Source organism: Micromonospora sp. WMMA1923 (assembly GCF_049179195.1).
Classification (GTDB): Bacteria; Actinomycetota; Actinomycetes; order Mycobacteriales; family Micromonosporaceae; genus Micromonospora; species Micromonospora yangpuensis.
In genome coordinates, this window is the sequence record NZ_JBMHLZ010000001.1 from 5,553,001 (window position 1) to 5,577,090 (window position 24,090).

Below are 24,090 nucleotides of genomic sequence, written 5' to 3' on the forward strand. Positions count from 1 at the left end.
GGGCGGGCCCACCTCGGTGGCTGCCGTGCCGGATCGGCCAGGTGCGGCTGGTCAGCCCTTCGACCGGGTGATGTTGACCATCCAGAAGATCCCGAACTGGTCGATGAACGAGCCGGCCTCGTCGCCCCACACCTGCTTGTTGAGCGGCATCGTCACCGTGCCGCCGACCGACAGCCGCTCGAAGTACCCGCGCAACGCGGGATCGTCGCCGCCGAGATAGATGGCGACGTTGTTGCCCGGGTGGAACGGCACCCGTTCGGGGACGTCCCAGGCCATCAGGGTGAACCCGTCCGGGGTGGTGAGCACCGCGTGCATGATCTTGTCGGCGGCCATCACGTCGGACGCGCCGTACTCGGTGAACGTGCCGATCTTCAACTCGCCGCCGAGGACCTCGCGGTAGAACCGCAGGGCCTCCCGGGCGTTGCCATTGAAGGCGATGTACGGGTTGAGTCGAGCGGTCATCTGCTGCTCCTAGGTGGGGATTCCGCCGCGGTCGATCGTCGGCACCTCGATGCCCAGCGCCCGGAGCTGCTGGAACGGGTTCATGAATTCCCGCTGGCGGCGGATCTTGCCATTGTCCAACTCGAACGAGTGGATGAAGTGGTTGCGGTAGTACCCGGGCGGGTACGCCGGATAGAGGATCTGACCCTCGCCGTCGCACTCGACCCAGAACCGGTTCGGGTCCTGCGTCTCGAAGATCTCGACGTTCGTCCACTCCCAGTCGGGGAACATCCGCAGCGACCACTCGCCGTGCGCCCGGAGCAGTTCGTGGCCCTGTGAGGCGACCGGCTGCCCGGTGTCGGTGGTCCACAGGCCGGCGCTGCCGTCCTCGGTGAACAGCAGGTAGCGGGTCAGCCGGTTCTCGCCCATGCGACTCATGTAGTCGGTGACGGTCGCGCGGTTGCGGGCACGCAGGTCCACTTGGTCGGTGAATCCCGGAAGCTGGGTCTCGGTCGTCAACGGAAGTCCCTTCTCAGCCGGTAGCGGTCAGGTCAGAACCGAAGCTCGGGGCGGTAGATGTCCAGCCAGGTGCTCAGGTCGAGCACCCGCTCCATGCCGTTGCGGATCTCGATCGGCAGGGCGCCAGACTCGCGGGTGATGTCCTCCAGGTAGGTGCGGTCGACCAGGTTGAACACGGGGCTGTCGGTGGCGAGCAGGTCCCTGCACTGCTGCAACAGGGCGCTCGTGTACATCGGGTCGAGCGTGGCTGGATACGGGGCCTTCACCCGGTCGAGGACCGACCGGGGGAGCAGGTCGGCGGTCGCGGCCCGAAGCAGGCTCTTCTCCCGCCCGTCGAACGTCTTCATCGACCACGGGGTGTTGTAGACGTACTCGACCAGCCGGTGGTCGCAGAACGGCACCCGGACCTCCAGACCGACGGCCATGCTGATCCGGTCCTTGCGTTCGAGCAACATCCGGACGAAGCGGGTCAGGTGCAGGTAGCACATCTCGCGCATCCGGAACTCGTGGTCGCTCTCGCCGTCGACCCGCTCGATCTCGGTGAGCGCCTCGGCGTACCGGTCCCGGATGTAGCTGGGCAGGTCGAGAGCGGCCGTGATGTCGGCGTTGAACCGATCCGACACCTGGGCCTTCGCGCCGCTGACGAACACCGCCATCCAGGGGAAGGTCGCCGCGGCCTGTGCCTCCGGCTGGAAGAACCACCGGTAGCCGCCGAAGACCTCGTCGGCGGACTCGCCGGACAGGGCTACCGTGGAGTGCTGACGGATCGCCTGGAACAGCAGGTACAACGAGGTGTCCATGTCACCGAGGCTGAGCGGACTGTCCCGGGCGGTGATCACCGCCCGCCGTACCGCGGGGTCGGCGATGTCCTGGTGGTTGAGGACCACCGACTCGTGCAGCGAGCCGACGTGCGCGCTCACCTCGCGCGCGTACGGGGCGTCGGTGGTGGCGCGCAGATCGTCGGCGACGAAGTCGTCCTCGCGTCCGGTGAAGTCCACCGCGAAGCTGCGCACCTTCTCACCGCGTTCGCCGAGCTTGGCGGCGGCGATGGCGGTAATCGCGCTGGAGTCGAGCCCACCGGACAGCAGGGTGCAGCGCGGCACGTCGGAGACCAGTTGGCGTTCCACCACGTCCCTGAGTAACGAGCGGACGTTGGCGATGGTGGTCTGCAGGTCGTCGGTGTGCGGGCGGCTCGGCAGCGTCCAGTAGCGGTGCTCGCGCAGGCCTGCGCGGTCGACGGTGACGATCCCGCCGGGCAGCACCTCGTTCATCCCGCACCAGACGGCGCTGCCGGGCGTCTGGGTGAAGCTGACCAGCTCCCGGATCCCCGCCAGGTCGACGACACGTTCGGCCAGCGGGTTGGCGAGGATCGCCTTGGGTTCGGAACCGAAGAGTACCCCGTCGTCGGTGCGATAGTAGTAGAGCGGCTTGACGCCGAGCCGGTCCCGGATCAGCACCAGCTTCTCGACCCGGGAGTCCCACACGGCGAAGGCATACATGCCGTTGAGCCGTTCGGCGACCGCCTCGCCCCATTCCAGGTAGCCGTGCAGCACCACCTCGGTGTCGCTGCGGGTCCGGAAGCGGTGACCGCGGCGTCGCAGTTCGCCGCGCAGCTCCCCGAAGTTGTACACCTCGCCGCTGTAGGTGATTGTCACGGTGCCGTCGTCCGTCTGCACCGCCATCGGCTGGGTGCCGCCGTCGATGTCGATGACGGCGAGCCTGCGGTGGCCGAGCCCGGCGTGCCGGTCCAGCTGGACACCGGCGGCGTCCGGGCCCCGGCAGGCCATGGTTGCCGTCATCGCGTCCAGGTCGGCCTGGTGTCGCGCCAGATCCCGATCGTACGAGACCCAGCCCGCAATTCCGCACATCTCGTCTACCTGTTCCTCTCGAGCGAACTGTCCGGGTGTGGTCAGGGTTGGAGGCGGTCGGACCTCCACCCGGTGCCGTCGCGGTCGAAGCGCAGCCGACGGTGCAACCGGTCCGGGCTGGACTCCCAGAACTCGACCGACTCCGGCTCAAGCAGGTAGGCCAGCCAGGCATCCGGACGGGGCAACGGCACACCCCCGTCGCCGAGCTGCCGCGCCTGCTCGCGCAACGCGTTCTCGTCGGTGAGGGGCGCGCTCTGCTGCGACGCCACCGACATCGGGTGGGTGGCGACCGGCCGGGCCATCCACAGGGCGTCGGCCTCGTCGGCGCCCAGCGGGCCGGTCGGCCCGCTGACGACCACCTGGCGGGCCACCTCCCTCCAGTAGAGGACACCCGACGCCCAGCGGTTGGCCGCCAACTCCCGGCCCTTGCGGCTGCCGGAGTGACTGGCGAACAACAGTCCGGTGTCGCGCACGGCGAGGACCTGCACCATCCGGGTCGACGGGCGACCGTCGGCGTCGGCGGTCGCCAGCGCCAGCGCACCGGGCTCGCGGACGGCGTCCGCTCGCGCGGCGTCCAGCCAGCTCCGCAGCAGCCCCATCGGCTCGTCGGGCGGAGTGGCGAAGACATTGCCACCCAACTGCTGTGCGGACGTGCTCACGACGGATTCCGGACGGGTCCGAATGCCAGCCCACGGTCGTCGGACGGCCCGGCGTGCAGTCCTTCCACGATGGCCTCCACCTCGGTCATCATCCGTACGGTGGGCGGGTATCCGATCAGCTCGGTGGCCCGGTTCGGCGGCAGGGGCGCGGACAGGTCGGCGGTGGCGTCCCACAGCATGACCGCGCCCCAGCGGTTGGTCTCCCGGTCGGAGATCCAGAACTTCAGACGCATTCCGTGTACCCGCTCCCACGGATGCACGCCCTCCTCCCGCAGGTAGTCGCGCAGTGAGTCGATGGTCTGGGTGGATCCGGCAAGGTCCCACCAGGAGATGGCGGCCTTCATGCGTTCATGACCCCTCGATGTGTGTCAGCGATGCCAGCAGGTCACCCAGCACGCGTTCGCCGTCCTGGGTGAGCACCGACTCCGGGTGGAACTGCACGGAGCTGAAGTGGGCTCCGCGTAGGGCGTGCACCTCACCGGTGGTGCGGTCGTGGCTGACGCGCACCTCGCCGGCCTTGGGACTGTGGAACTGCTCCATCCGCCCGTACGCGACGAAGGAGTTGTAGAAGCCAACCCGTGCCGGGGTGCCGAACAGGTCGATCTCGCGTTGGACACCCTGGTTGGGGATGTCCCGGCGCCGCAGCGGCAGGCCGAGGTGCCGGCACAGCAGTTGGTGGCTCAGGCACACCGCCAGGAACGGGGTACGCCGGGCGAGGAGCTGGTCGATCACCTCGGTGAGGCGGCTCATCCGTGGGTCGGCGGTGTCGCTCGGGTCACCCGGACCGGGGCCGAGGACGACGAGGTCGTGGGCGTCGAACCCGGGGCGGGTGTCGAACCGGGTCACCTGCACCGCCAGGCCGAGTGCCCCTAGCTGGTGGGCCAGCATCGCGCTGAAGGCGTCCTCGGCGTCGACGATCAGGGCTCGGCGGCCGGCCAGGGCGGGCTGCGGCTGCCTGCGGGTCTGCGCGTCGCTGAGCCAGAAGCTCGCGATCGCCGTGTTGCGGCGGTCGAGCGCCTGCCGGATCAGTGGGTGCCGGTCGAGGCGTTCGCCGACGCCCAACGCGGAGAGGACCCCGGCGGCCTTGGTGTGGGTCTCGGCGACCTCGGCGTCGGGATCGGAGTGCCGGACGAGCGTGGCACCGACGCCGACCTCGATGCTGGCGCTGTCGTCGGTCTCCGAGGGCCGGATGTCGACGGTGCGGATCATGATGGCGGCGTCCATTGTCCGTGCGCCACCGGCGTCCCGGCCGATCAGGGCCGCGATGCCGCCGTAGTAGCCGCGGCCGTGCGGTTCGTAGCGGGCGATCACTCGGAAGGCGTTTTCCAGCGGGCTCCCCGTCACGGTCGGGGCGAACATGGTTTCCCGGAGGATGTCCCGGGGGTCCAGACTGCTGGGGCCCTCGATGTTGTACTCGGTGTGCGCGAGCCAGGCCATCTGCCGCAGGAACGGGCCGACCACCCGGCCCCCACCGTCGCACACCCGGGCCATCATCTTGAGCTCCTCGTCGAGGACCATGTACAGCTCGTCGGTCTCCTTGCCGTCGGTGAGGAAGTCGAGGACCTCCGCCAGCACCGGCCCAGTCCTCGGGTAGCGGTAGGTGCCGCTGATCGGGGTCATCGCCGCCACGCCGCCACGCAGGCTGATGTGCCGTTCCGGGGTGGCGCCGACGAAGGTCCGGGTGCCGGTGTGCACGAGGAAGGTCCAGTAGGCGCCGGTCTCCCGGGCGAGCAGCCGGCGGAACAGGCTCAGCGCCGTGCGCGGGGAGTACCCGGTGACGGTGGTGACGTACGACCGCTTGATAACGAAGTTCGAGCCGGCACCGGTGCTGATCTCGTTGGCGAGTACCGCACGTACCGTGTCGGCGTAGGTGTCGTCCTCCGTGTCGAAGCCGCCGTTGGTGAGGCTGATCGGCTCGTCCGGGAGGTGTTCGAACGCTTCGGCCCTGGTCATCGAGCCCTGTTCGGTCACCGACAGGGTGATCAGCGGTGACCCGTCCGCGACGGCGGTGAATCCCCGCTCGGTGATTTGCTGGTGGGGCACCAGCACCAGCGTCTCGTGTAGCGCCTCGTCGCCTGGTCCGGCCCCGTGGAGCGGGGCGTCGGGGAGTGGGACGTCGGCGAGCCGGGCGACGGCGCCGATCCGGCCGGACAGGATCTCCACTCGGTCGCCGTCCACCGACTCGGGGCGGTGCAGCAGGGCGAATGCCTCCCGGCCGGGATCGACGAGCTGTCGGAGCAGACGGGGCGCGTTCACGGGAAGACCTCCTCCGTGGTGGTGACCACCGCGCAGCGCGCGGCCGCGTAGTCGAGCGTCAACTGGTGGTGGTCGGCGGAGAAGTCACCGATGGCGTCGGCGACGAGGAAGGGCTGGATGTCGTTGGTGAACGCGTCGAGGGCGGTGGCCAGCACCCCGACGTGCCCGTAGACCCCGCAGACGATGAGCTGGTCGCGACCCTGCCGGCGTAGTCTGGCCAGCAGGTCCGAACGGTGGAACGCGCTGTAGCGCCACTTGGTGAGAATGTGGTCCGCCGGTCCGGGCGCGAGTTCGGTGACGATCTCTCGGTCGCCGGGTTGCCCGCTCATCCCGGGACCCCAGATGTCCTTGAGCAGGCCGCGCTCCTGCTCGGTCATGCCTCCGGGCTGGGCCGTGTAGTAGGTCGGCACGCGGAGTTCGCCGCATCGCTGGCGTAACTGGACGCAGTTGCGGACCAGCGGCTCGCGTACCGACGGGGCGAACGGGCCGAGGAAGTAACGCTGCATGTCGTGGACGAGCAGCGCTGCCCGGCTGGCGTCGGGAGTCCACTGCGCGATGCTGGCGGGCAGGTCACCCGTGGTCGGAAGCGGGTAGGCGGCGATCGGTGTCAGGCCCGGCACGATTTCTCCTCAGCCCGGTTCGTCAGGGGTATCGCCTGCCAGGCGGAGACCACGGTCTGCGCCTGGCGGAAATTGAGCCGCGGGTCGCAGAGCGAGGTGTACCGCCGGCCGGCCGGCTCGCCGCTGTGCCCGTCGTCGATGCACTCGGTCACGTCGTCGGGGGTCGTCTCGAGGTGCATGCCGCCCGCGACGCCACCTCCGGCGTGCACCGCGACCTGGAACGCGGTGACTTCCCGGATGATGGTCGACAGGACGCGCGTCTTGCGTCCGGTGGATGTGGTCACGGTGTTGCCGTGCAGGGGATCGACCAGCCAGACCACCGGGTGCCCGGCAGCGCGTACGGCCCTCACGAGCGGCGGCAGCCGGTCAGCGGCCACGTCGGCGCCCAGCCGGGCGATCAGGGTGAGACGGCCCGGTTCCCGCAGTGGATCGAGCCGTGCGCACAGGGCGAGCAGGTCGGCGACCGTCATCGTCGGCCCGACCTTGCACGCGACCGGGTTAACCACCTGGGCGAGCAGGGCGACGTGGGCACCGTCGAGCTGCCGGGTCCGCTCACCGATCCACGGCCAGTGGGTGGAGGTGAGTACGAGTCGGCCGGCGCGGTCACGGCGCAGCATCGGAACCTCGTAGTCGAGCAGCAGCGCCTCGTGGCTGGTCCAGACGGGCGCATCGGCGGCACGGCCGGTCCGGAGTTCGCTGATGGTCCGTCTCGCCGACCGGTATCCCACGAGCAGCCGCTGCGGGTCGGGCCGGCGTGCCAGCCGGGTCGCCGCAGGATCGTTTACCAAGTGGCCGCGGTAAACGGGCAGGTCGACGCCGTCGACCTGTTCGGTGGGCCTCGACCGTGGCTTGGCGTACTGGCCGGCGATGCGGCCCACCCGGACGACGGGTCGACCGGTGGCGGTGCTCATGGTGTTGGCGAGGGCGTCGAGCAGGGCCACCTTGCGCCTGACGTGTTCCGCGGTGCATTCCGCAGGGTCCTCCGCGCAGTCACCGGCCTGCAGTACCTGTGCGTGCCCGGCGGCGACGTCGGCGAGTGAACTCTGGAACGTGGGAAGTGACTCCGCCTCGATGAGCGGGGGGAGGCTCGCCAAGACGTCGCGGATTTGCGTGACCTGCGCCGGGTCTTCCCATTCAGGTTGCTGCTGGGCGACCTTGGCCGGTGGAACATCGAGTGAGATGGCGTTCACACTCTCTCCCAACCTCGGACATTTCGGCATTCGCTGGTTACTTCAGGTGTGGCCCGCAGTCGATTCGGCTGGTGAATCGGCTGCGGGCTCACTTACCGACGTGCTGTGGAGTGCGTGAGAGAGACGCGGTCAGTGGATGGGCCGATCAGCTGTGTGGCGGGTAGGGATTGTCCTGAATGTAGAGCCAGGTGCCGTTCACCTGCTGGCGGACGATGTCGCAGAAGTTCCCCGAGAAGCTCACCCGGGTGCCGTCGGGCCCGTCCTGTTCGAGCGTGTAGGTGCCCATCACGGACGCTGAGCGACCAATCACCTTGTTTCCGACGCGCGTTCCGCCGGCCTCCACGATCTGGAGCGGGTTGACCTGGAGGATCGGGTCTGATTCGAACCACTCGACGTAGAACGCGCGAATGGCGGCATGGCCGCGAATGACCGATCCGTCCCAGTCGATGATGGCCGCCTCGCGCTCCTGGAGCGCGATGATCCCGTCGACGTCCTTTGCCACGATCCGCTGACCGAGGAGGTTGATCAGCTCGGCGGGGGTCTGGGCGCCGGCCTGGAGGGCGGCGGCGTTGGCGGCGGGGGCCGGTGCGGCGGTGGTGGTCGGCGCGACGAATCCGGGCACTCGGGCGTGCGCTGCGTGTCCGGCGGAATGGTTGGTGTGTGCCGTTTGGGGGCTGTTCGTATCGGTCTGGCCATAGGCGGAACTGGCCCCGAAGAGGGTGCCGGCGGCCAGCAGGATACCGCAGGCGACAATGGGTAGCGTGCGCTTGATTTCATGCATGACTGTCTCCCCCTAATTGGAAGTGGTTACTAGGGTTTGAGTCGCTCATCTGGCCCGTCATTTACGGGCACGCTTCATGATCCCCGGTTTGTTGTTCGGCGGTCCGATGGCATTGATACAACAGCCCGCCTCTGACCCTGTCAAGACACATTAAGCTCGGGCTGCGACAGTATTTCAACATCATGAATCGCTTGGTGGGGCGTTGTGCCACCGACTCGTGCTTACTACCAGCCAAAACGCGAATCTCCGATTCTCTCCTTCCGGAAGGATGCCCCCAAAACGCGCTGGCCGAAGTTGTGGACTACAGTTGCGGATCTTGGTCTCATGGTGGTCGCACGGCGGTTTGCGAATCCCGTCGGCGCACTTACCTAAACTTTGGCCGTTTTGCTGGCTTTCGGTAGTTCGATCTGGGTGATGGCTATTTCGTAGGTGACGCCGCAGGATGCGTTGTGTACGTCGTTGGTGTTTCGTGCGGGTGCGGGTGTGTCGGTTGCGGGTATCGGCCAGGTCGATCGCGGTGCCGTCGATCGCGGTGACCAGCAGGCCGAACGCGTACGACTCGGGGCCGAACGTCGGTGTGGACCGGGCGGCGTCGGTGAACACCTGCTCCGTCACCGCCGCCGGGAGCCTGGCCCGGGCCTTCGACACCGCCGCCGCGGTCGGTACGCCCTCGACCCGGGTGCGGGGGGTCCGTGAGATCACCCGTGCGGCCACCACCACCGGCATGAATACCGGATGACGACAGCCTGGCTGGAGTTCAAATGAGAGCGATGGTCCGATTCGGACGGCGCCGCCGGTGTGTTGTCACGGCCGAGCTCCCCGCCCCTGCCACTGCCCGAGGTCCGACCGGTGCCCGGTCGACCACGCCCTTACGAAGTCCGCTGGTGCCCCGAGCCACTGCGCAGCGGGTGGCTCGCTACGCCGGTGCCCACGCCGGGGCGGCAGGCCGCGACCTGCCGGGGCTTGCGGGGGGCGGGGCAGGCATCGGGCGCGGTTGCCAGTTGCACCGTGCGGAACGCGTGGGCGAGCATGCACGTGGTGATCGTGTGGTGCCAGGCGGTCCAGGTGCGCACCTGGTACTGGTCGAGACCGATCAGTTCGTCGCCGGGTTGCTCCGGCTGCCCCGCGCGGTGTCGCCGCTCCGCCGCGCTGATCAGGACGGACGCGGGTGTACGGCGGCGCGCGTGGGCCACGAAGTAGGCGACATCGTGCGGGTTGTCGACCGACCGCCGCATCATGAGCGACTGGGCGAACCCACGGGTGGGGACCTCGCCACCGACCAGCAGGCTGCCGCCGAGTCCGACGAGCGCCCAGTCGTGCGTACGTCCGGTCGTCCGTTCGGTCCGGCGGTGCCAGTAACTGTCGGCGATCTGACCGAGGATCTGTTCGGGGCCGGTCGTGGTGGCCGACCTGGTTGCACCGACCCTGATCAGGGGCAGCGTCGCCGGCACGGCCGCGATGTACGGCAGGGCACGCTGCACGCACCAGTCGCGGACCTGCGGATGCTGGGCGTATCCGTCGTCGAGGCTGACCCAGCTGAACGGCACCGCCGCATCGACTGCCTCGGCCAGCAGCTCGACGGCCTGCTCCGGCCGGGAGGCGTACGCGACGTCGGCGGGAATGCCCGCCTTCCTGCGGCGCACCGAGTCGGCGATCCAGGTGCGCGGTAGGTGCAGCCGATGCCCGACGTACGCCGTCCCGGCCGGCGCGGCGTACGCCAGCATGACCGCGACCTGGCAGTTCTCGACGCGGTTGGTGAGCGTGCAGTGCTGCGGTCCCACCCCGACGGACTTGTCGCCCCGCTTGATCACCTGGGCGTCGCGGATGACGAGCATGGCGTCCGGGTCGCCCAGGTGCTCGATCACGTACGAGCGGACCTCGGACTCCAGGGCGTCGGCGCTCCACGCGCCCCGCGACAGCAGCGCCTGCATGCGGCCCGGGTGGCTGTGCCCGGCCCGTTCGGACAAGGACCAGCAGTTCTTCTTCGGCAGGTCCGACAGCAGCCCTTCGACCAGATCGTGGAAGACGACGCGGGGCTCGGGGCGGGCGAACACGTGCCCGACACGGTCCGTCAATTGTCGCAGTTGCGACGCCCAGCCGGGGGGCAGGCCGTTGGCCACCAGGGTCACCCAATCTGCCAGCTGCCCGCGCCGGACGGACCGGCGCGAGCAGCGAGCGTGGCGAGGTCGGTTCAGGCGACGGCGGTGCCCTCGAGCTCGACCAGTTGGCCGGGGATCGCCAGGCGCGTCACCCCGAGCATCGTCGTGGTCGGCGCGACACCCGCAGCCCCCAGTCGCCCGGCGAGCACGCCATAGTGGGGGAACAGCTGGTCGACGTCGGTGGTGTAGACGTTCAATCGGATGAGGTTCGCCAGGGTCATGCCCGCTTCCTTCAGCACGGCCTCCAGGTTGTCGACGCACAGCGCGAGCTGCGCGGCCATGTCGCCGTCGTGCTCGGGCTTACCCTCCGGGCTCATCGACGTCTGTCCCGAGACGTACAGCGTCCGGGTCTGACCAGAAACGACTTCACCCTGGTTGAAGCCCATCTCGAGCGACCAGTTCACCGGGTTGACCGCGATACGCTCTGCTGCCACAGTTACTCCTTGACTCATTGAGGGCGAGCTCGGTTGAGGACGCGTGCGTCACGCTGCCTGAGCAGGTGGCGTGACGCGCTTCTGCGGACGAGTGTCACAAGGAATCACGACACCTTGTGTCAGGTATTCCGGGGCTGTCCCTGGCTAGAGTTGTCCTGTGCGCGCCGATCGGCTTGTCTCGCTGATGTTGCTTCTTCGCCAGCGTGGTCAGTTGACCGTCGACACCCTGGCGCGGGAGCTCGAGGTCTCCACCCGCACGGTGCTGCGTGACGTCGAAGCGCTGTCCGCCGCCGGTGTGCCCGTCTACACCGAGCGGGGCCGCCACGGAGGCGTCGCTCTACTACCCGGCTTCCGCGCTGAGCTCACCGGCCTCAACCACGACGAGACGCTGGCCCTGGTAACCGCTGCCTCCGCCCGGGGTGAACAGGTCTTCGGTCTCGGTGGCGCCCTCTCCTCGGCCATCCGCAAGGTCGTGAACGCGCTGCCCGACGGCCATCGGGTCACCGTCAGCGACGCGGCCCAACGGCTACTCGTGGAGCCGGAGACCGATCTGCTCTCCCGCAGGCAGGCTGCCCGAGCCGTCCCTGACAGCACCATGCTGACTGTCCGGCATGCCGTGGTCGCCGGTAATCGGCTGCGAATCCACTACGCGGCTCGTGACCAGAACCCACTGTGGCGCACGGTCGACCCGGTGGGCCTGGTGACCGTGCGCGACCGGATGTATCTGCTCGCGACCCGCAACGGCGAAGATCGCACCTACCGGTTGTCCCGAGTGCTGGCCGCCGAGGAACTTGACGAACGGGCGCAGCGCACCGATCACATCGATCTCGACTTGCTCTGGAAGCAGCGGTGCGCGCAGTTCCTGTCCGCCGACCACATCTCCGTGTCGGTCAGGGTCGCCCCGATGTGGCGTGAGGAACTGCTGGCCAGTGCCGTGGCCGTTCGCGCCGAAGAGCCCGACACGGACGGCTGGCTGCGCCTCAACGTCACCTTCGAGAACCTGCGGCATGCCGTCTGGGCCGTGTGGCAACTCGGCGCCGATGCGGAGGCACTCTCCCCGCCCTCCCTCCGGGCCGCTCTGGGCTGCCGGGCGGCGACGCTCGCCGACCTCTATGACAACTCCGGGGACGCCCATCGTCACGCGAGTGCTGCCCCGTCCCCGGCCGCCCCGGGTGACCGGCGAGAGTGACGGTTTGAGAGGGCATCGAAACCGCTTCGGGATGTACGCCGTACCTGTCCACCCCGAGGGAGAAGCCGCCCATCGCCCGGAGACCCGCACTGCGGGTGTACCGCAGACTCATGGGCGCGGTTCGTCCCGACCGACCCACGCCGGGCCCGCACCCGCCTCGTGCTCCGGTGCCGTCACTGCGTCACCCGGTGGCCCGTGCGCTGGTGAGCAGAGCACGCAGCGCCGCGCCGAACGCCGCGGGGTGGGTCCGGTACCCCTCGTGGCCACCCGGCAGGTCGGCCAGGTGTACGCCGAGTACGGCCGCGAGCCGGGCGGCGGAGCGACTGGGGAAGGTGTCGGTCTCTCGGCCGGTGGCGGGCACGATCGTCGGGGCACCCGTGCGCAGCGCCGCCCAGCCGGCGGCGCTGACCTGGTATTCCCACGTCGCACGCGCCTCGCCGGTGAGGAAGGCGTTGATGTTCGCGACAGTCCGACTGCTGGGCGGCTCCCACACCACCTCGTCCTCGCGGTCGCGTGGATCGTGGGAGGGGTCTCCGAAGCCGGCCCGCAGGACCCTGAGCGCCGCCTGCCAGCCGGACTCCGCGTGGACCCGGCGGGCGTCGCGGTGCAACCTGTCGTACTCGGCGCGCTCGGACGCGGTGGCGAGCGACCGCAGCGGGGACTCGTGGGCGACGAGGACACTCACCCGCTGCGGCCGGCGCCATGCGAGTTCCAGGCCGATGACCGCGCCGGTGCTGCATCCGAACACGTCGACGGGGGCCGCGCCGAAGACGTGGTCGGCCAGCGCGCCGGCGTCCTCGGCATGCCGCTCGAGTGACACCGGGCGCCCCGGGTCGTCCACCGTGGTGCGGGTCTGGCCCCGGCGGTCGTACGTCAGCACGGTGTGGGTCTCGGCGAGCCGGGTGGCGAGCAGATCGGCGGCGTGCGCGTCACCACCGCCGCTGGGCAGCAGCATGAGGGGCGGGCCGGCACCGCGTACGACGTGGTAGAAGTCCGCGCCGTCGCCCCGGAACGTCCCGGTTCGGTCAGCGGCCACCGTCGTCCCCGCCCTGGCTCTGGAAATGCTTCGCCCGCGCGAGATCACCGTTGGTGAGGCCGTGTCGCCGGAAGTACATCCGTGGGTTGAAGTACACCGCGATCCGCGCGGGTCCGTCGGCGGAGCGCTGTGCGCTGAGGAACGAGTGCGCGTACATCTCCCTGTCGGCCTCGCCGCCCAGGAAGAACCGCGCGCAGCGCTCGTAGGCGTCGCGGCTGCGCGCCGACACGTCGTAGGCGTCGAGGACCTCGCGGATCATCCACTGCGCCTCCGCGTCGGAACGGCAGCGCGGGGTCAGCCCGAACTGGTGCATCACCGACTCGATCGGACGCGTGCCGCCGGGTACGAGCGAGACGTAGGTGCCGTACGACCAGAACCGACGGTGGTTGGAGCGCCATTCGAGCCGGGTCCGCGCCGGGGTCCCCGGTGTCCACGCGGATCGTGCCCAGGCGCGGCTGGCGATCGCGGCCATCGTGGGCCCGTCGCCGAGGTCGGCGCGTGGCCCCAACCGGTCCCAGCGGGCGAGGCGTTCCGGGGTGAGGACCCCGCGGTGCTGCACGTACAGCTTCGTCCTGGCTGACGGTCCGTCCGCGAGGTCGAGGCACAGGTAGGAGACCGTGTCGTCGTCGTGCATGGCGCCGGCGATCACCTGCCACTGGCCGGGAAAACCGAGCGCGGACAGGGCCGCGTCGACGCGCGCGGCCGTGTCGGCGGGGTCGGGGCCGCCGAGCCACAGATGGATCTTGCCGCTCGGTGGTCGACCGGGCACCCAGCCCATGGTGTGGAACGCGGCCATGGGCGGGCGGTCGGCCGGTCGGGGTGCCACGAGGTGCTCGATCCGCCGCAGCCGGCTCAGATCGAGGCCGTGGGTGGCGCTCAGGCGCGCGCTCAACCGTTGCGCGCTCTCCCAGTACGACACCGGGTTGGCGGGTTCGGCGTGCGCTTCGACCGAGGCGCGCAGACCGAGCGGCTCGTCGCCGAGCACGACGGAGAGTTCGAGCGGTGTGCTGTCCGCGGTGAGCGTCGACCACGCCGGCGGGGTGTCGAGCAGGCGATGTCGCCACGTCTCCCCCATGAGCTGGACGTCCGCCGCCGCCTGGTCGGCGAGTTGGTCGAGGCCGGCCGCGTGGCACAGTCCTCGCACGGCGGCCTCCGCGTGCTCGCCGCAGGTCGTGGTCACGGCGTGAACCTCATCGGCAGGCTGGCGATCCCGTTCACCACGGCCGACACGAGGTGACGCGGAGGGCCGGCGAGAGCGAAGTGGACGCCGCTGTCGGCGAGTTCGTCGACGACGGCGGTGAGCAGGGTGCGTGCCGCCGCCGCGCCGACGCAGAAGTGGGGGCCGAGCCCGAACGCGAGGTGCGGGTTGGGCGCGCGGCGGGGATCGAACCGGTCGGGCGACGGAAACACGGACTCGTCCCGGTTCGCCGACGCGATCCAGGCCACCACCCAGTCGCCCGCGCGCAGCCGCGCCCCGCCGAGTTCGACGTCCGTGGTGACCCGACGCACCAACTGCCGGGCGGGGGTGGTCCAGCGAGCCGCTTCGTCGACCAGCCCGGGAATCACCGACCGGTCGTCGACGACCGCCTGCCACAGGTCGGGCGTGCGCGCGAGGTGCAGCAGCAGGTGGAGCGCGACGCTCACCGTGGCGGTGTTGCCGCCGACCAGCGCGCTGTGGACGTTCAGCATGATCCGGCGCCGGGTCAGCGCGGTGCCGTCGACAGGGGTCGCCGACAGCGCCCCGATCAGCGTTTCCGGTCGGGACAGTGACGTGGGCAACGAGGCCCTGATCGACCCGAAGAGCCGGGAACTCGCGCGTAGGACGGTCTCGTCCTCGTCTCCGTCCCGGTAGGACGGGTCGCCCGGGGCGATGGTGGCGAGGGCAGCCGTGACCGCGTTGTCCCAGTGTTCCTCGGGCATCCCGAGCAAGGGTCCGGCGGCGATCATCGGGAGCTGCCGCAGTGTGGTGGCCAGATCGTGGACGCCTCCGGCGAGCATCGGGCGCAGCAACCGACGCACGCGCACGCGGATCTCGGTCTCGTGCGCCCGGACGGCAGCCGGCCCCACCGCGCGGTTGGACGGCCGGCGCAGCGCCGTGTGCTGGGGTGGGTCCGTGAGCGCCAGAGCCTGGCCGCCAGCCGGATCAGGTGCGCCGACACAGGTGAGCACGGCGCCCGAAGTGGAGCTGTAAACCGCCGCGTCGCGTAGCACCGTGTGACATTCCGCATAGCGGAAAAACGACCAGCATTTCGTCCCGTTGGGGGCGACGTCCTTACGCACCGGCTCGGTCCGCCGCAGTGCCCGCCACGCCGCGTGCGCACCACCCTCCGGATAGGAGGTGGCGTCAAAGCAATCAAAAGTGGACATCACATGTGCTGCTCGCGAGCGGCCTGATTCCGCAGCCATGCCGTATCACCGCCCTGCGCCGACGACAACTGCCGTGAGCTTGCCAGACTCTTGCACACTCCCACAAATAGTTGGATCATGGCGAGACCCCCTCACCAGGGAAGGCAAGACAGTGGACGACATCGAACGGGCAATCCACGGCTTCATCGCGAACGTGCTGCTGGAGGGCGAGGACATCTCGTTCGACGAGCACACTCCGCTCCTGGAGCACCGGCTGATCGACTCACTCAACGTAGAAGAGCTCATCGCTTTCATCGAGAGCACCTATTCGGTTACGTTGAGCGACTGGCCGCACTCGAAGTGGGAGACCATCCAGAACATGGCTGGGCTCATCCACGCGCATTCCCCACACTTCCCGGAGGCCGCCATGAGCACCACACCCGAGGCCATCGTCACCGATTACGAAAAGTCAGTCGCTCGTTACTGGAACGAGAAACTGGACGACCCGATCAACCTTCTGCTCGGTGCCGAGGACGGGCTGGTCCACCACCACTACGGCCTCGGGGACTACGACCCCGCGGTGCTCTCCGGCAGCGGCGCCGACCGCGAAGCCGCCATCATCCGGGAGCTGCACCGGCTGGAGTGCGCCCAGATGGACGTCGTGCTGGACGCGCTCGGCGGCATGGAGCCGGACAACCGGTTCCTCGACGCCGGGTCGGGCCGGGGCGGTGGCTCGTTCAGCGTGCACCGCAGGTTCGGCTGCTGGGTGGATGGCATCACCCTGTCGCAGGCCCAGATCGACTTCGCCACGAAGCTGGCAGCGCGACACGGCTGCACGGACAAGGTCGCCTTCCACCTGCAGAACATGACCCGAACGCAGTTCCCGGACGGCCACTTCGACCGGATCCTCACCAACGAGACCACCATGTACGTCGACCTGGCCGCCGCGTTCGGCGAGTTCGCCCGGGTCCTGCGTCCCGGCGGTCGCTACGTCTGCGTCACCTACTGCGTCAACGACGCGATCGCGCCGACCAGCGCGGACTGCGAGGCGGTGGACGCGCACTACGGGACCCGGATGCACAAGCGCAGCGAGTACCTCGCGGCGTTGTCCGCCGCCGGGTTCTCGCCCAGTCAGGTCACCGTCCTCAACTCCCAGACGATCCCGTACTGGGAGCTGCGCAGCCACTCCGAGCACCGGACCGGCGTCGAGCGGGCGTTCCTCGACGGATACCGGTCCAACGTGCTGCAGTACGTGCTGATCGTGTCCGAACGCCTGCCGGCCTGACCCGGGCACCCCCGCCGAGGACACATGGACTTCGCACCGGACCCCGACCAACGGCTGCTCGCCGACAACTTCCACGCCCTCGGCGTCACGCTCAACGCCTCGGACGAGCACGACCGCCACGGCGGGACGTACTTCAGCCGGCAGAAGTGGCGACGGTGCGGAGACATCGGCCTGCTCGGACTCAGCCTTCCCGAACGCTGGGGTGGGCTCGGGCTCGACTCGCTGAGCACGGCCATCGCGATCGAGGCATTCGCCCGCGGGCACGAGGACCTGGGGCTCGTCTTCTCCGCCTGCGCCCACCTGTTCGCGGGCGCGATGCCGATCGCGGCGCACGGCACCGACTCCGTACGGGACGAGGTGCTGCCGAAGCTCGGGTCGGGCGAGTGGATCGCGGCCAACGCGATAACCGAGGCCGAGGCGGGGTCCGACGTCTACGCCATGCGCGCCACGGCCGTACGCGACGGCGACCGGTACGTGCTCGACGGCGTGAAGAGCTACGTGACCAACGCTCCCCTGGCCGACGTGTTCGTGGTGTACGCGAGCACCGATCCCCGCAGCGGTTACCTGGGCATCAGCGCGTTCGTCGTCCACCGCGACACACCCGGGGTGACGGTCGGCTCGCCGCTGCCGAAGACCGGGCTCGCGTCCTCGCCACTCGCCCCGGTCTACCTAGACGGTGTGGCGGTGCCGGTGGCGAACCGGCTCGGCGGCGAGGGCGACGGGCGCGACGTCTTCACCGGGTCCATGGAATGGGAACGTACCTGTCTGTTCGCCGCCTACGTCGGCGCCATGGACCGTCAACTCGGCAGGACCGTCGCGTACACCGGCGAGCGCCGTCAGTTCCGCAAACCGCTCGCCAGACACCAGGCCGTCGCACACCGACTCGCCGACATGAAACTACGTCTGGAAAGCGCGCGTCTGCTGCTGTACCGCGCCTGCTGGGCGCGCGACCAGGGAACGGTCCGCCCGCTCGACGTGTCGCTCGCGAAGCTGGGCATCAGCGAGGCCGCCACCCTCAACGCGCTCGACGCCGTACACCTGCACGGCGGTGCGGGCATCGTGGAGGGTTCCGGCGTCGAGCGGGCCATCGCGGACGCGGTGCCCGCGGCGCTGTTCTCCGGCACCTCCGAGATCCACCGCGACGTCATCGCGGCGCAGCTACGCCATGAGACTTGAGGAGCACGTCCTCCGCGCCGCCACGGCGACACCCGACGCGGTGGCCGTGTGCGGTCCGGACGCATGCCTGACCTATCGCGAGCTGAACGCCCGCGCGGACGAGCTCGCCGCCGGACTGCGAGCGCTCGGTGTCGATGCCGGTGACCGCGTCGTCCTGTGGTTGCCGAAGTCCGCGTTCGGCGTCGCGGTCACGCAGGCGGTACTGCGGCTGGGCGCGGCCTACGTACCGGTGGACCCGCGCGTTCCGGCACTGCGGACGGCGGCCCTGATCGGCGACTGCGCACCTGCCGCGGTGGTGACGACGGCCGGGAGGGCCACCGACCTCGCCGGGCAGACAGCGCTACCGCCCGCGCTGGTCGGCCACGACGATCTCGCCCGGTGGGACCTCGCTCCGGCGCAACGCCCGCCCCGGCCGTCGACACGGGACGTCGACCTCGCCTACGTGCTCTACACGTCGGGTTCGACCGGAAATCCCAAGGGCGTATGCGTCAGCCACTCCGCGGCATCCGCGTTCGTCGACTGGGCGGCGGACGAGATCGGCCTCACCGGCGGCGACCGCCTCGCCAACCACGCGCCGTTGCAGTTCGACCTCTCGGTGTTCGACCTCTTCGCGGCGTTCCGGGCGGGCGGTTCCGTGCACCTGGTCCCGGAGTCCACCCCGGCGCGGAACCTGGTGCGGTTCATCGACGACCACGCCATCACGGTCTGGTACTCGGTGCCGTCCGCGCTGACGATGATGATCGAGTTCGGACGTCTCCTCGACCATGACCGCCTGCCGCTGCGCACCGTCGTGTTCGCGGGCGAGCCGTTCCCCATCGAGCACCTCCGGGCGCTGCGCCAGCGCTGGCCCGCACTGGACCTCTACAACTTCTACGGCCCCACCGAGACCAACGTCTGCGCCTTCCACCGCGTCGGGGTGATCCCGGCCGACCGCACCGCGGCGGTGCCGATCGGCACCGCCGCCGCAGGCGACGAGATCTGGGCCGTACGCCCGGACGGAACGATCGCCGAGCCCGGCGAGGAAGGCGAACTGATGGTCGCCGGGCCGACGCTGATGACCGGATACCTCAACGCCGAGCCGCTGCACGGCCCGTACGCCACCGGCGACGTCGTGCGCCGACTCTCCGACGGCGCGTTCGAGTACGTCGGCCGCCGCGACCACATGGTCAAAGTTCGGGGCTACCGGGTGGAACCGGCCGAGATCGAGGCGGCGCTACACGCTCACCCGGATGTCGTCGAGGCCGCGGTCGTGGTCACCGGGACCGGTCACCGGGCCCGCCTGCGCGCCTGGGTGCGCACCCGATCCGGACACCCCCTGCCGCTGGGCGAGGTCAAACCGTTCCTCGCGCAGCGACTGGCCCCGCACCTCGTTCCCGACAGCATCCGCACGATCGACCGGCTGCCGCGAACGCCCAACGACAAGATCGACCGTCGTGCGCTGGTCGAGAACCACACGACTGCAGGGAGGGACGGATTGTGACTGCCGAGACCTACGACGTCTGCATCATCGGAGGTGGCCCCGCCGGTTCGACCACCGCGTCGTACCTGGCTAAGGCTGGTCTGCGTTGCATCGTGTTGGAGGGCGACCGGTTCCCCCGCCCGCACGTGGGCGAGTCGCTGGTGCCGAGATCCACGGTCGTCCTTGAAGAGATCGGCGTGCTGGACAAGATCGACCGGGCCGGGTTCGCGCGGAAGTACGGCGCGGCGTGGACAGCCGCGGCGGATGACGCCCCGACGGTCGACGGCGTGGTGCGTTACCGCCGCCACTTCTCCATCCCGCAGGTCGCCGTCCGGTTCGCCGAACGCCAACAGACCGGGGTCTCGCACGAATACACCTATCACGTCGACCGGGCCCGCTTCGATCTCTTGCTGCTGGAACATGCCGCCGAGCTGGGCGCCACGGTGCTCCAGGAGGCCCGGGTCGGGCGGGTGGACCTCGACGGCCCGATGAAACGCGTGACCTTCCGGCGGCACGGCGTGACGTCCGAGGTGCACGCGCCGATGGTGGTCGACGCGAGCGGCCGCCGCACCATGCTCGGTCGCCAACTCAAACTCAAAGTCGCCGATCCGGAGTTCAAGCAGTACGCCGTGCACTCCTGGTTCGAGGGCCTCGACCGGGAGGCGGCGAGCGGCACCACCGGCATCGGCGACTACACGATCATCCACTTCCTTCCCTTCGCCGGATCCTGGATGTGGCAGATCCCGATCTCGGACACCGTGACCAGCGTCGGCGTCGTCACGGAGAAGGCCCGCCTGCGCGAGGCGAGCGGTGACCTGGAGACGTTCTTCGACTCGTGGGTGAGCACCCGGCCACCGCTGGCACAGGCACTGCGCGCCGCCCGACGACTGCGCCCGTACACCGCCGAGGGCGACTACAGCTACTCGATGCGCGAACTGTGCGGCGACGGATGGGTGCTGGTCGGCGACGCCGGGCGGTTCGTGGACCCGATCTTCTCCAGCGGTGTCGGCATCGCGCTCAGCAGCGCGCGGCTCGCCGCGAGCAACATCATCGCCGCCGCACCGCTCGGCTTCCCGAAGTCCGCGTTCGCCGAGTTCGAGCGCAAGTCGCGCAACGCCACCCAGTGGTGGCGCAACTTCATCAGCCTCTACTACCGGCTGAACGTGTTGTTCAGCTCCTACATCCGCAACCCCGAGTACCGGCTCGATCTCATCCGGCTCCTCCAGGGCGACTTCTTCGACGACGACGAGGAGCCGGCGGTGCTCGGCAAGATGCGGGAGAAGTTGGCGTTGGTGGAGAGCAACCCGAACCATCCGTGGCACAGCGGCCTCCGGTCGTTGCAGCCGCAGTCATGGCGGGACGGCTCCGTGGAACGCTGACCCGACAGACTCCGGGCGGGGCCGGTCATCCACTCGCCGCGTCCGGGGTCCCAACGGGGTCGCGCCTCCATACGCCGAGGTCTAGCTTCGGGCAACAGGTTGTCCGTCTCTGCGTCATCGGGGCATCGGCGCGTACTCGGCGACCAGGTACGACCGGTAGGAGATCACTGCGGGAATCGTCACGTTCAACTTCCCCGCCGTCGTGGTCAGCACCTCCTCGTATCCCCACAGCCCGCCGGAGCGCGGGTCGACGATCACCGTGTACTGGGCAGGCCAAGGTCGTCACCGCGTACGCGATGACCGATCGACGGCGGGGAAGCCGTCGGTCAGTGCGGCCACGGTGCGGCGAATCCGGGTCTCCGCCACCGGGTCGGTCTCGCCGGAGCGCACGACGTGATGCAGTTTCTGCTCGGCGATCCCGATGCACCGCCCGTCGCCATCCCAGCCGACAGCCCCGACCGCCCGCGAATCAGAAGCTGTACAACCCTCCCCACCTGCCCCGACATTCACCACCGCCGAAACAGACGAGCACCCACGGAGCACCAACGTCCCACCAGGCGGGACCGATGGCCGCGAAGATGGGAAAGAAAAAGCCGCGACCCCTGTCCTAGCAGGTCACGGCCTTGATCATTTGTGCGCCCGAAGGGACTCGAACCCCTAACCTTCTGATCCGTAGTCAGATGCTCTATCCATTGAGCTACGGGCGCTGGTGCTCGGCCAGTCTACACACCGGCTTTCGCGCGGAGACTCCGGGATTCGAACCCGGGAGGGGCTTTAAGACCCCAACCGCATTAGCAGTGCGGCGCCATAGACCAGACTAGGCGAAGTCTCCTCGGTGGCCCGCAGACCACCGCGGCTGAGGATACAGGCCGACACCCATGCGGGGCAAAGCGACTATCCGACCCACCCGCGCCGGCCCCGCACGGCCGCCGCCACCACGGGCCCTTCACGCTGTACGTGGGCCGGATCAGGGCTAGTCTCCATCGATATGCAGGAGGAGCCGCCCAGCGACCCGCCCCGCCGCACCAGCCGCGACGCGTCACCGAGCCCCGGGGTTCGAGGAGGCCGTGAGCTGCGCGGGAGGACGCCCCGCAGCCGCTCCACGAAGCCGACCTTCACGCCACCGATCCAACGCGACGAGACTGCCCGACCCGACGAGACTGCCCGACCCGACGGAACTGCCCGACGCGACGAGGCACACCAACGGGACGAACCGAGCACGGGGGGCGATACGAACCACCCAGGCGGTCAGTCGGGGGCGACTCCAACACAGCGGAAGTCGACCCGCCGCACGAAGGCGGCACCCACCGTGCTCTTCCAACCGCCCGAGGCGACCGACCCACCGTCCGCTCCGCGACGCAGGGCGGTTCCACCCGCTCCGGCGCCCGGACCCGAGTCGCCGGGCAGGCCAGCGAGCGAGACGAGTGATCCACCGCACACCAGGGCCACTCCCGCAAAGAAGATCACTCCCACGAAGAAGGCCACTACGGCAAAGAAGGCTGCCCCCGCAACGAAGGCCACCACGGCGAAGAGAGCCACTCCAGCCCGCCAGACTCCGGAGCAGGCAGCCAGCCCGGAGCAGGCAGCCAGGCCGAAACCGGCAGCCGCACCGGGGCACCAGGACGCCACCGGTACGCACGCCACCGCCAGGCCGGCACCCGCAGGTACGGCGCGTACCGGCGGCCTCACCGCGCGCCTGGTCGACCATCCGGGGTTCGCACCGGAGCTGCTCGCCCTAGCCGCGGTCGACGTGTTGGGGCCGGGCGCACGGGCCTGGGCCGACCGGGTGCGCGCAGGTTATCCGGAGGCGGACTCGGCAGGGCTGGCCCGGCTCGCCACCCGGCGGTTCGTGCGACGGGCCGGGGTGGGTGGGGCGACTGCCGCGACGGCCGGGCTCTTCGCACCGGTGGCCGAGTTGGCGGCGGCGCTCTGGACGCAGGCCGATCTGGTGCTCCACCTGGCTGCGGCGCACGGTCGGGATCCGGCCCACCCGGACCGGGCGGTCGAGTTGCTGGTCCTGACCCGGGTCCACCCGGACGCCGACGCCGCCCGCACCGCGCTGACCGCCGCCCGCACCGCGATCAAGCCACCCTCCGAGGCCGCGATCAAGCCATTCTCCGAGGCCGGGATCAAGCCACCCCACGAGGCCGTGGACGAACCGCAGCACGAAGCCAAGCCACAGCCGTGGTCGGAGCTGGTGGAGGGGGCGCGGCGGTTGGCGGCACCGCTCGCCGCGCAGGATGGCGGCTGGTGGGCGGTGCGGTTGGCGGCGCGGTTGCTGCCGGGGGCGGCGGTGCTCGCGGCGGCGGCCGGCGACAGTGCCGCCGCCCAGCGCCTGGCGGCCCGCGCGACGGCCAGCTACCGGCACGCCGGCCGGGAGACTACTCAGAGCCAGTCGAACCATTCCCGGGGAAGCAGGGCGTAGCCGACGAAGGCGAAGATGTCGAGCAGGGTGTGCGCCACGATCAGCGGCATCACCCGTCGGGTCCGCAGGAAGAAGTAGCCGAACACGATCCCCATCACCACGTTGCCGACGAACGCCCCGAAGCCCTGGTAGAGGTGGTACGAGCCGCGCAGCACGGCGCTGGTGGCGATGATCACACCTACCCGCCAGCCGAGCTGCCGCAGCCGGGTGACCAGGTAGCCGACCACGATCACCTCTTCCAGGATCGCGTTCTTGAACGCGGCCAGGATCAGCACCGGCACCGCCCACCAGTAGTCCGGCAGCGCCGCCGGCACCAGGCTGGCGTTCAGACCGAGCTGGGCGGCGACCCAGAACAGCGCCAGGCCGGGCAGGCCGATCAGCGCGGTCAGGCCGACGCCCCGGGCCAGGTCGGAGGCGGGTCGACGGCCGTCAAGGCCGAGGGTCCGCACCGCGTCGCCGGGGTCCCGGTTCACCAGGTGTACGGCGAGCAGCACCGGCAGCAGCGCGAAGGCGATGCCGAGCAGTTGGTACGTCAGATCCAGGTACGGCCGCGCCGACTGGGAGGTGTTCAACGAGGCGGTCTGGTTGGACAGGCCTCCCTCGGCGGTCAGCTTCGCCACGATGGAGACCGTCGCGTACACCGCTGACTGGCCCAGGGAGAGTCCCAGCACCAGCAACGCCTCGGTGCCGAGGGTCCGACGGGACGCCTGGCGGTTCAGCTCGACCGTCACCGCACCACTGTGCCCGACGGCACGCCGTAAGCCACACCACCCCACCCGTGACCGCACCCCGGACAAGGCCCACGACAGCGGCAGTATGAGCCGATCGCACATTCTGTGCGACCACCGGGCACGCTCCGTGGCCATCC

The 24,090-nt window shown here is 69.8% G+C and carries 23 protein-coding genes and 2 tRNA genes; 7 read left to right on the forward strand and 18 right to left on the reverse strand.

The window, feature by feature from the left end; genetic code table 11:
- Nucleotides 1-51: 51 nt before the first annotated feature.
- From ACN28G_RS25190 to ACN28G_RS25230, 9 genes are all read right to left on the reverse strand, one after another.
- A complete protein-coding gene (locus tag ACN28G_RS25190) occupies nucleotides 52-462 on the reverse strand; it encodes a VOC family protein (RefSeq protein ID WP_091445503.1) in 411 nt (136 codons plus the stop codon).
- Between the two features lie 9 nt (nucleotides 463-471).
- Nucleotides 472-960, reverse strand: coding sequence for a PhzA/PhzB family protein (locus tag ACN28G_RS25195; protein ID WP_091445506.1), 489 nt, complete (start codon nucleotides 958-960; stop codon nucleotides 472-474).
- 32 nt (nucleotides 961-992) lie between these two features.
- Nucleotides 993-2,828: an asparagine synthase (glutamine-hydrolyzing) gene (asnB, locus tag ACN28G_RS25200; protein WP_421480478.1), complete on the reverse strand. Its 1,836-nt coding sequence runs from the start codon at nucleotides 2,826-2,828 to the stop codon at nucleotides 993-995.
- Between the two features lie 41 nt (nucleotides 2,829-2,869).
- Nucleotides 2,870-3,487 (reverse strand): phenazine biosynthesis FMN-dependent oxidase PhzG, encoded by a 618-nt coding sequence (gene phzG, locus ACN28G_RS25205; RefSeq protein ID WP_421480479.1) that lies wholly within the window; start codon nucleotides 3,485-3,487, stop codon nucleotides 2,870-2,872.
- Nucleotides 3,484-3,831 (reverse strand): hypothetical protein, encoded by a 348-nt coding sequence (locus ACN28G_RS25210; RefSeq protein WP_091445511.1) that lies wholly within the window; start codon nucleotides 3,829-3,831, stop codon nucleotides 3,484-3,486. Before ACN28G_RS25210 ends, phzG begins: the two co-directional genes overlap by 4 nt.
- Nucleotides 3,832-3,835: 4 nt before the next feature.
- The gene (locus ACN28G_RS25215; protein ID WP_421480480.1) at nucleotides 3,836-5,743 is read right to left on the reverse strand and encodes an anthranilate synthase family protein; all 1,908 of its coding nucleotides are present in this window, start codon (nucleotides 5,741-5,743) and stop codon (nucleotides 3,836-3,838) included.
- Nucleotides 5,740-6,363 carry an isochorismatase family protein gene (locus ACN28G_RS25220; protein WP_091445516.1) on the reverse strand — a complete coding sequence of 208 codons (624 nt, stop codon included), beginning with the start codon at nucleotides 6,361-6,363 and terminating at the stop codon, nucleotides 5,740-5,742. Before ACN28G_RS25220 ends, ACN28G_RS25215 begins: the two co-directional genes overlap by 4 nt.
- Entirely contained in the window at nucleotides 6,351-7,583 is a 1,233-nt protein-coding gene (locus ACN28G_RS25225; RefSeq protein ID WP_421480481.1) for a 3-deoxy-7-phosphoheptulonate synthase, read from the reverse strand. Before ACN28G_RS25225 ends, ACN28G_RS25220 begins: the two co-directional genes overlap by 13 nt.
- A gap of 115 nt (nucleotides 7,584-7,698) precedes the next feature.
- The gene (locus tag ACN28G_RS25230; RefSeq protein ID WP_421480482.1) at nucleotides 7,699-8,334 is read right to left on the reverse strand and encodes a YybH family protein; all 636 of its coding nucleotides are present in this window, start codon (nucleotides 8,332-8,334) and stop codon (nucleotides 7,699-7,701) included.
- Between the two features lie 532 nt (nucleotides 8,335-8,866).
- Here ACN28G_RS25230 and ACN28G_RS25235 point away from each other — a divergent pair.
- On the forward strand, nucleotides 8,867-9,073 hold the full coding sequence (locus ACN28G_RS25235; protein WP_139135810.1) for a hypothetical protein: 207 nt from the start codon (nucleotides 8,867-8,869) through the stop codon (nucleotides 9,071-9,073).
- Between the two features lie 130 nt (nucleotides 9,074-9,203).
- Here ACN28G_RS25235 and ACN28G_RS25240 read toward each other — a convergent pair whose 3' ends face one another.
- Complete coding sequence (locus tag ACN28G_RS25240; RefSeq protein WP_421480483.1) at nucleotides 9,204-10,463, reverse strand: IS701 family transposase; 1,260 nt, start codon at nucleotides 10,461-10,463, stop codon at nucleotides 9,204-9,206.
- A gap of 62 nt (nucleotides 10,464-10,525) precedes the next feature.
- Nucleotides 10,526-10,879 carry a RidA family protein gene (locus ACN28G_RS25245; protein ID WP_373868335.1) on the reverse strand — a complete coding sequence of 118 codons (354 nt, stop codon included), beginning with the start codon at nucleotides 10,877-10,879 and terminating at the stop codon, nucleotides 10,526-10,528.
- 205 nt (nucleotides 10,880-11,084) lie between these two features.
- Here ACN28G_RS25245 and ACN28G_RS25250 point away from each other — a divergent pair, with 205 nt between their 5' ends.
- A complete protein-coding gene (locus tag ACN28G_RS25250) occupies nucleotides 11,085-12,116 on the forward strand; it encodes a helix-turn-helix transcriptional regulator (RefSeq protein WP_091445528.1) in 1,032 nt (343 codons plus the stop codon).
- A 181-nt stretch (nucleotides 12,117-12,297) separates the two neighbouring features.
- Here the strand turns inward: ACN28G_RS25250 and ACN28G_RS25255 are convergent, their stop codons facing one another.
- Genes ACN28G_RS25255 through ACN28G_RS25265 form a run of 3 tightly spaced genes read right to left on the reverse strand, consistent with a single transcriptional unit; the run spans nucleotide 12,298 to nucleotide 15,177 of the window.
- A complete protein-coding gene (locus tag ACN28G_RS25255; RefSeq protein WP_091445530.1) occupies nucleotides 12,298-13,152 on the reverse strand; it encodes an alpha/beta fold hydrolase in 855 nt (284 codons plus the stop codon).
- Nucleotides 13,142-14,332, reverse strand: coding sequence for a hypothetical protein (locus ACN28G_RS25260; protein ID WP_091445533.1), 1,191 nt, complete (start codon nucleotides 14,330-14,332; stop codon nucleotides 13,142-13,144). The genes ACN28G_RS25255 and ACN28G_RS25260 overlap by 11 nt, the downstream gene beginning before the upstream one ends.
- Entirely contained in the window at nucleotides 14,329-15,177 is an 849-nt protein-coding gene (locus ACN28G_RS25265; RefSeq protein WP_175440706.1) for a cytochrome P450, read from the reverse strand. Before ACN28G_RS25265 ends, ACN28G_RS25260 begins: the two co-directional genes overlap by 4 nt.
- A 493-nt stretch (nucleotides 15,178-15,670) precedes the next feature.
- On the opposite strand from ACN28G_RS25265, the gene ACN28G_RS25270 reads away from it, so the two are divergent.
- From ACN28G_RS25270 to ACN28G_RS25285, 4 genes are read left to right on the forward strand one after another with little or no spacing between them, the layout of a single operon-like run.
- Nucleotides 15,671-16,783 carry a methyltransferase domain-containing protein gene (locus tag ACN28G_RS25270; protein WP_229688263.1) on the forward strand — a complete coding sequence of 371 codons (1,113 nt, stop codon included), beginning with the start codon at nucleotides 15,671-15,673 and terminating at the stop codon, nucleotides 16,781-16,783.
- A 24-nt stretch (nucleotides 16,784-16,807) separates the two neighbouring features.
- Entirely contained in the window at nucleotides 16,808-17,959 is a 1,152-nt protein-coding gene (locus ACN28G_RS25275; RefSeq protein WP_091445537.1) for an acyl-CoA dehydrogenase family protein, read from the forward strand.
- On the forward strand, nucleotides 17,949-19,439 hold the full coding sequence (locus ACN28G_RS25280) for an amino acid adenylation domain-containing protein (protein ID WP_421480484.1): 1,491 nt from the start codon (nucleotides 17,949-17,951) through the stop codon (nucleotides 19,437-19,439). The genes ACN28G_RS25275 and ACN28G_RS25280 overlap by 11 nt, the downstream gene beginning before the upstream one ends.
- Nucleotides 19,436-20,797, forward strand: a complete 1,362-nt coding sequence (locus ACN28G_RS25285; RefSeq protein ID WP_421480485.1) for an NAD(P)/FAD-dependent oxidoreductase — start codon at nucleotides 19,436-19,438, stop codon at nucleotides 20,795-20,797. Before ACN28G_RS25280 ends, ACN28G_RS25285 begins: the two co-directional genes overlap by 4 nt.
- Before the next feature lie 114 nt (nucleotides 20,798-20,911).
- Here ACN28G_RS25285 and ACN28G_RS25290 read toward each other — a convergent pair whose 3' ends face one another.
- The 3 genes from ACN28G_RS25290 to ACN28G_RS25300 all read right to left on the reverse strand — a co-directional run bounded on the left by ACN28G_RS25290 (nucleotide 20,912) and on the right by ACN28G_RS25300 (nucleotide 21,629).
- Complete coding sequence (locus ACN28G_RS25290) at nucleotides 20,912-21,055, reverse strand: hypothetical protein (protein ID WP_175440707.1); 144 nt, start codon at nucleotides 21,053-21,055, stop codon at nucleotides 20,912-20,914.
- A gap of 376 nt (nucleotides 21,056-21,431) precedes the next feature.
- Nucleotides 21,432-21,504, reverse strand: a tRNA-Arg gene (locus ACN28G_RS25295).
- A 34-nt stretch (nucleotides 21,505-21,538) separates the two neighbouring features.
- Nucleotides 21,539-21,629: transfer RNA gene (locus ACN28G_RS25300), tRNA-Ser, on the reverse strand.
- A gap of 954 nt (nucleotides 21,630-22,583) precedes the next feature.
- Here ACN28G_RS25300 and ACN28G_RS25305 point away from each other — a divergent pair.
- Nucleotides 22,584-23,222, forward strand: coding sequence for a hypothetical protein (locus ACN28G_RS25305; protein ID WP_421480486.1), 639 nt, complete (start codon nucleotides 22,584-22,586; stop codon nucleotides 23,220-23,222).
- On the opposite strand, the gene ACN28G_RS25310 is transcribed toward ACN28G_RS25305, so the two are convergent.
- Nucleotides 23,183-23,953 carry a type II CAAX prenyl endopeptidase Rce1 family protein gene (locus tag ACN28G_RS25310; protein WP_421480487.1) on the reverse strand — a complete coding sequence of 257 codons (771 nt, stop codon included), beginning with the start codon at nucleotides 23,951-23,953 and terminating at the stop codon, nucleotides 23,183-23,185. The genes ACN28G_RS25305 and ACN28G_RS25310 overlap by 40 nt on opposite strands.
- Nucleotides 23,954-24,090: the final 137 nt, after the last annotated feature.

Coding starts and splice junctions, on each gene's coding strand:
- ACN28G_RS25190 (WP_091445503.1), bottom strand. CDS start 462: ATGACCGCTCGACTCAACCCGTACATCGCCTTCAATGGCAACGCCCGG.
- asnB (WP_421480478.1), bottom strand. CDS start 2,828: ATGTGCGGAATTGCGGGCTGGGTCTCGTACGATCGGGATCTGGCGCGA.
- ACN28G_RS25210 (WP_091445511.1), bottom strand. CDS start 3,831: ATGAAGGCCGCCATCTCCTGGTGGGACCTTGCCGGATCCACCCAGACC.
- ACN28G_RS25225 (WP_421480481.1), bottom strand. CDS start 7,583: ATGCCGAAATGTCCGAGGTTGGGAGAGAGTGTGAACGCCATCTCACTC.
- ACN28G_RS25230 (WP_421480482.1), bottom strand. CDS start 8,334: ATGCATGAAATCAAGCGCACGCTACCCATTGTCGCCTGCGGTATCCTG.
- ACN28G_RS25245 (WP_373868335.1), bottom strand. CDS start 10,879: ATGGGCTTCAACCAGGGTGAAGTCGTTTCTGGTCAGACCCGGACGCTG.
- ACN28G_RS25275 (WP_091445537.1), top strand. CDS start 16,808: ATGGACTTCGCACCGGACCCCGACCAACGGCTGCTCGCCGACAACTTC.
- ACN28G_RS25280 (WP_421480484.1), top strand. CDS start 17,949: ATGAGACTTGAGGAGCACGTCCTCCGCGCCGCCACGGCGACACCCGAC.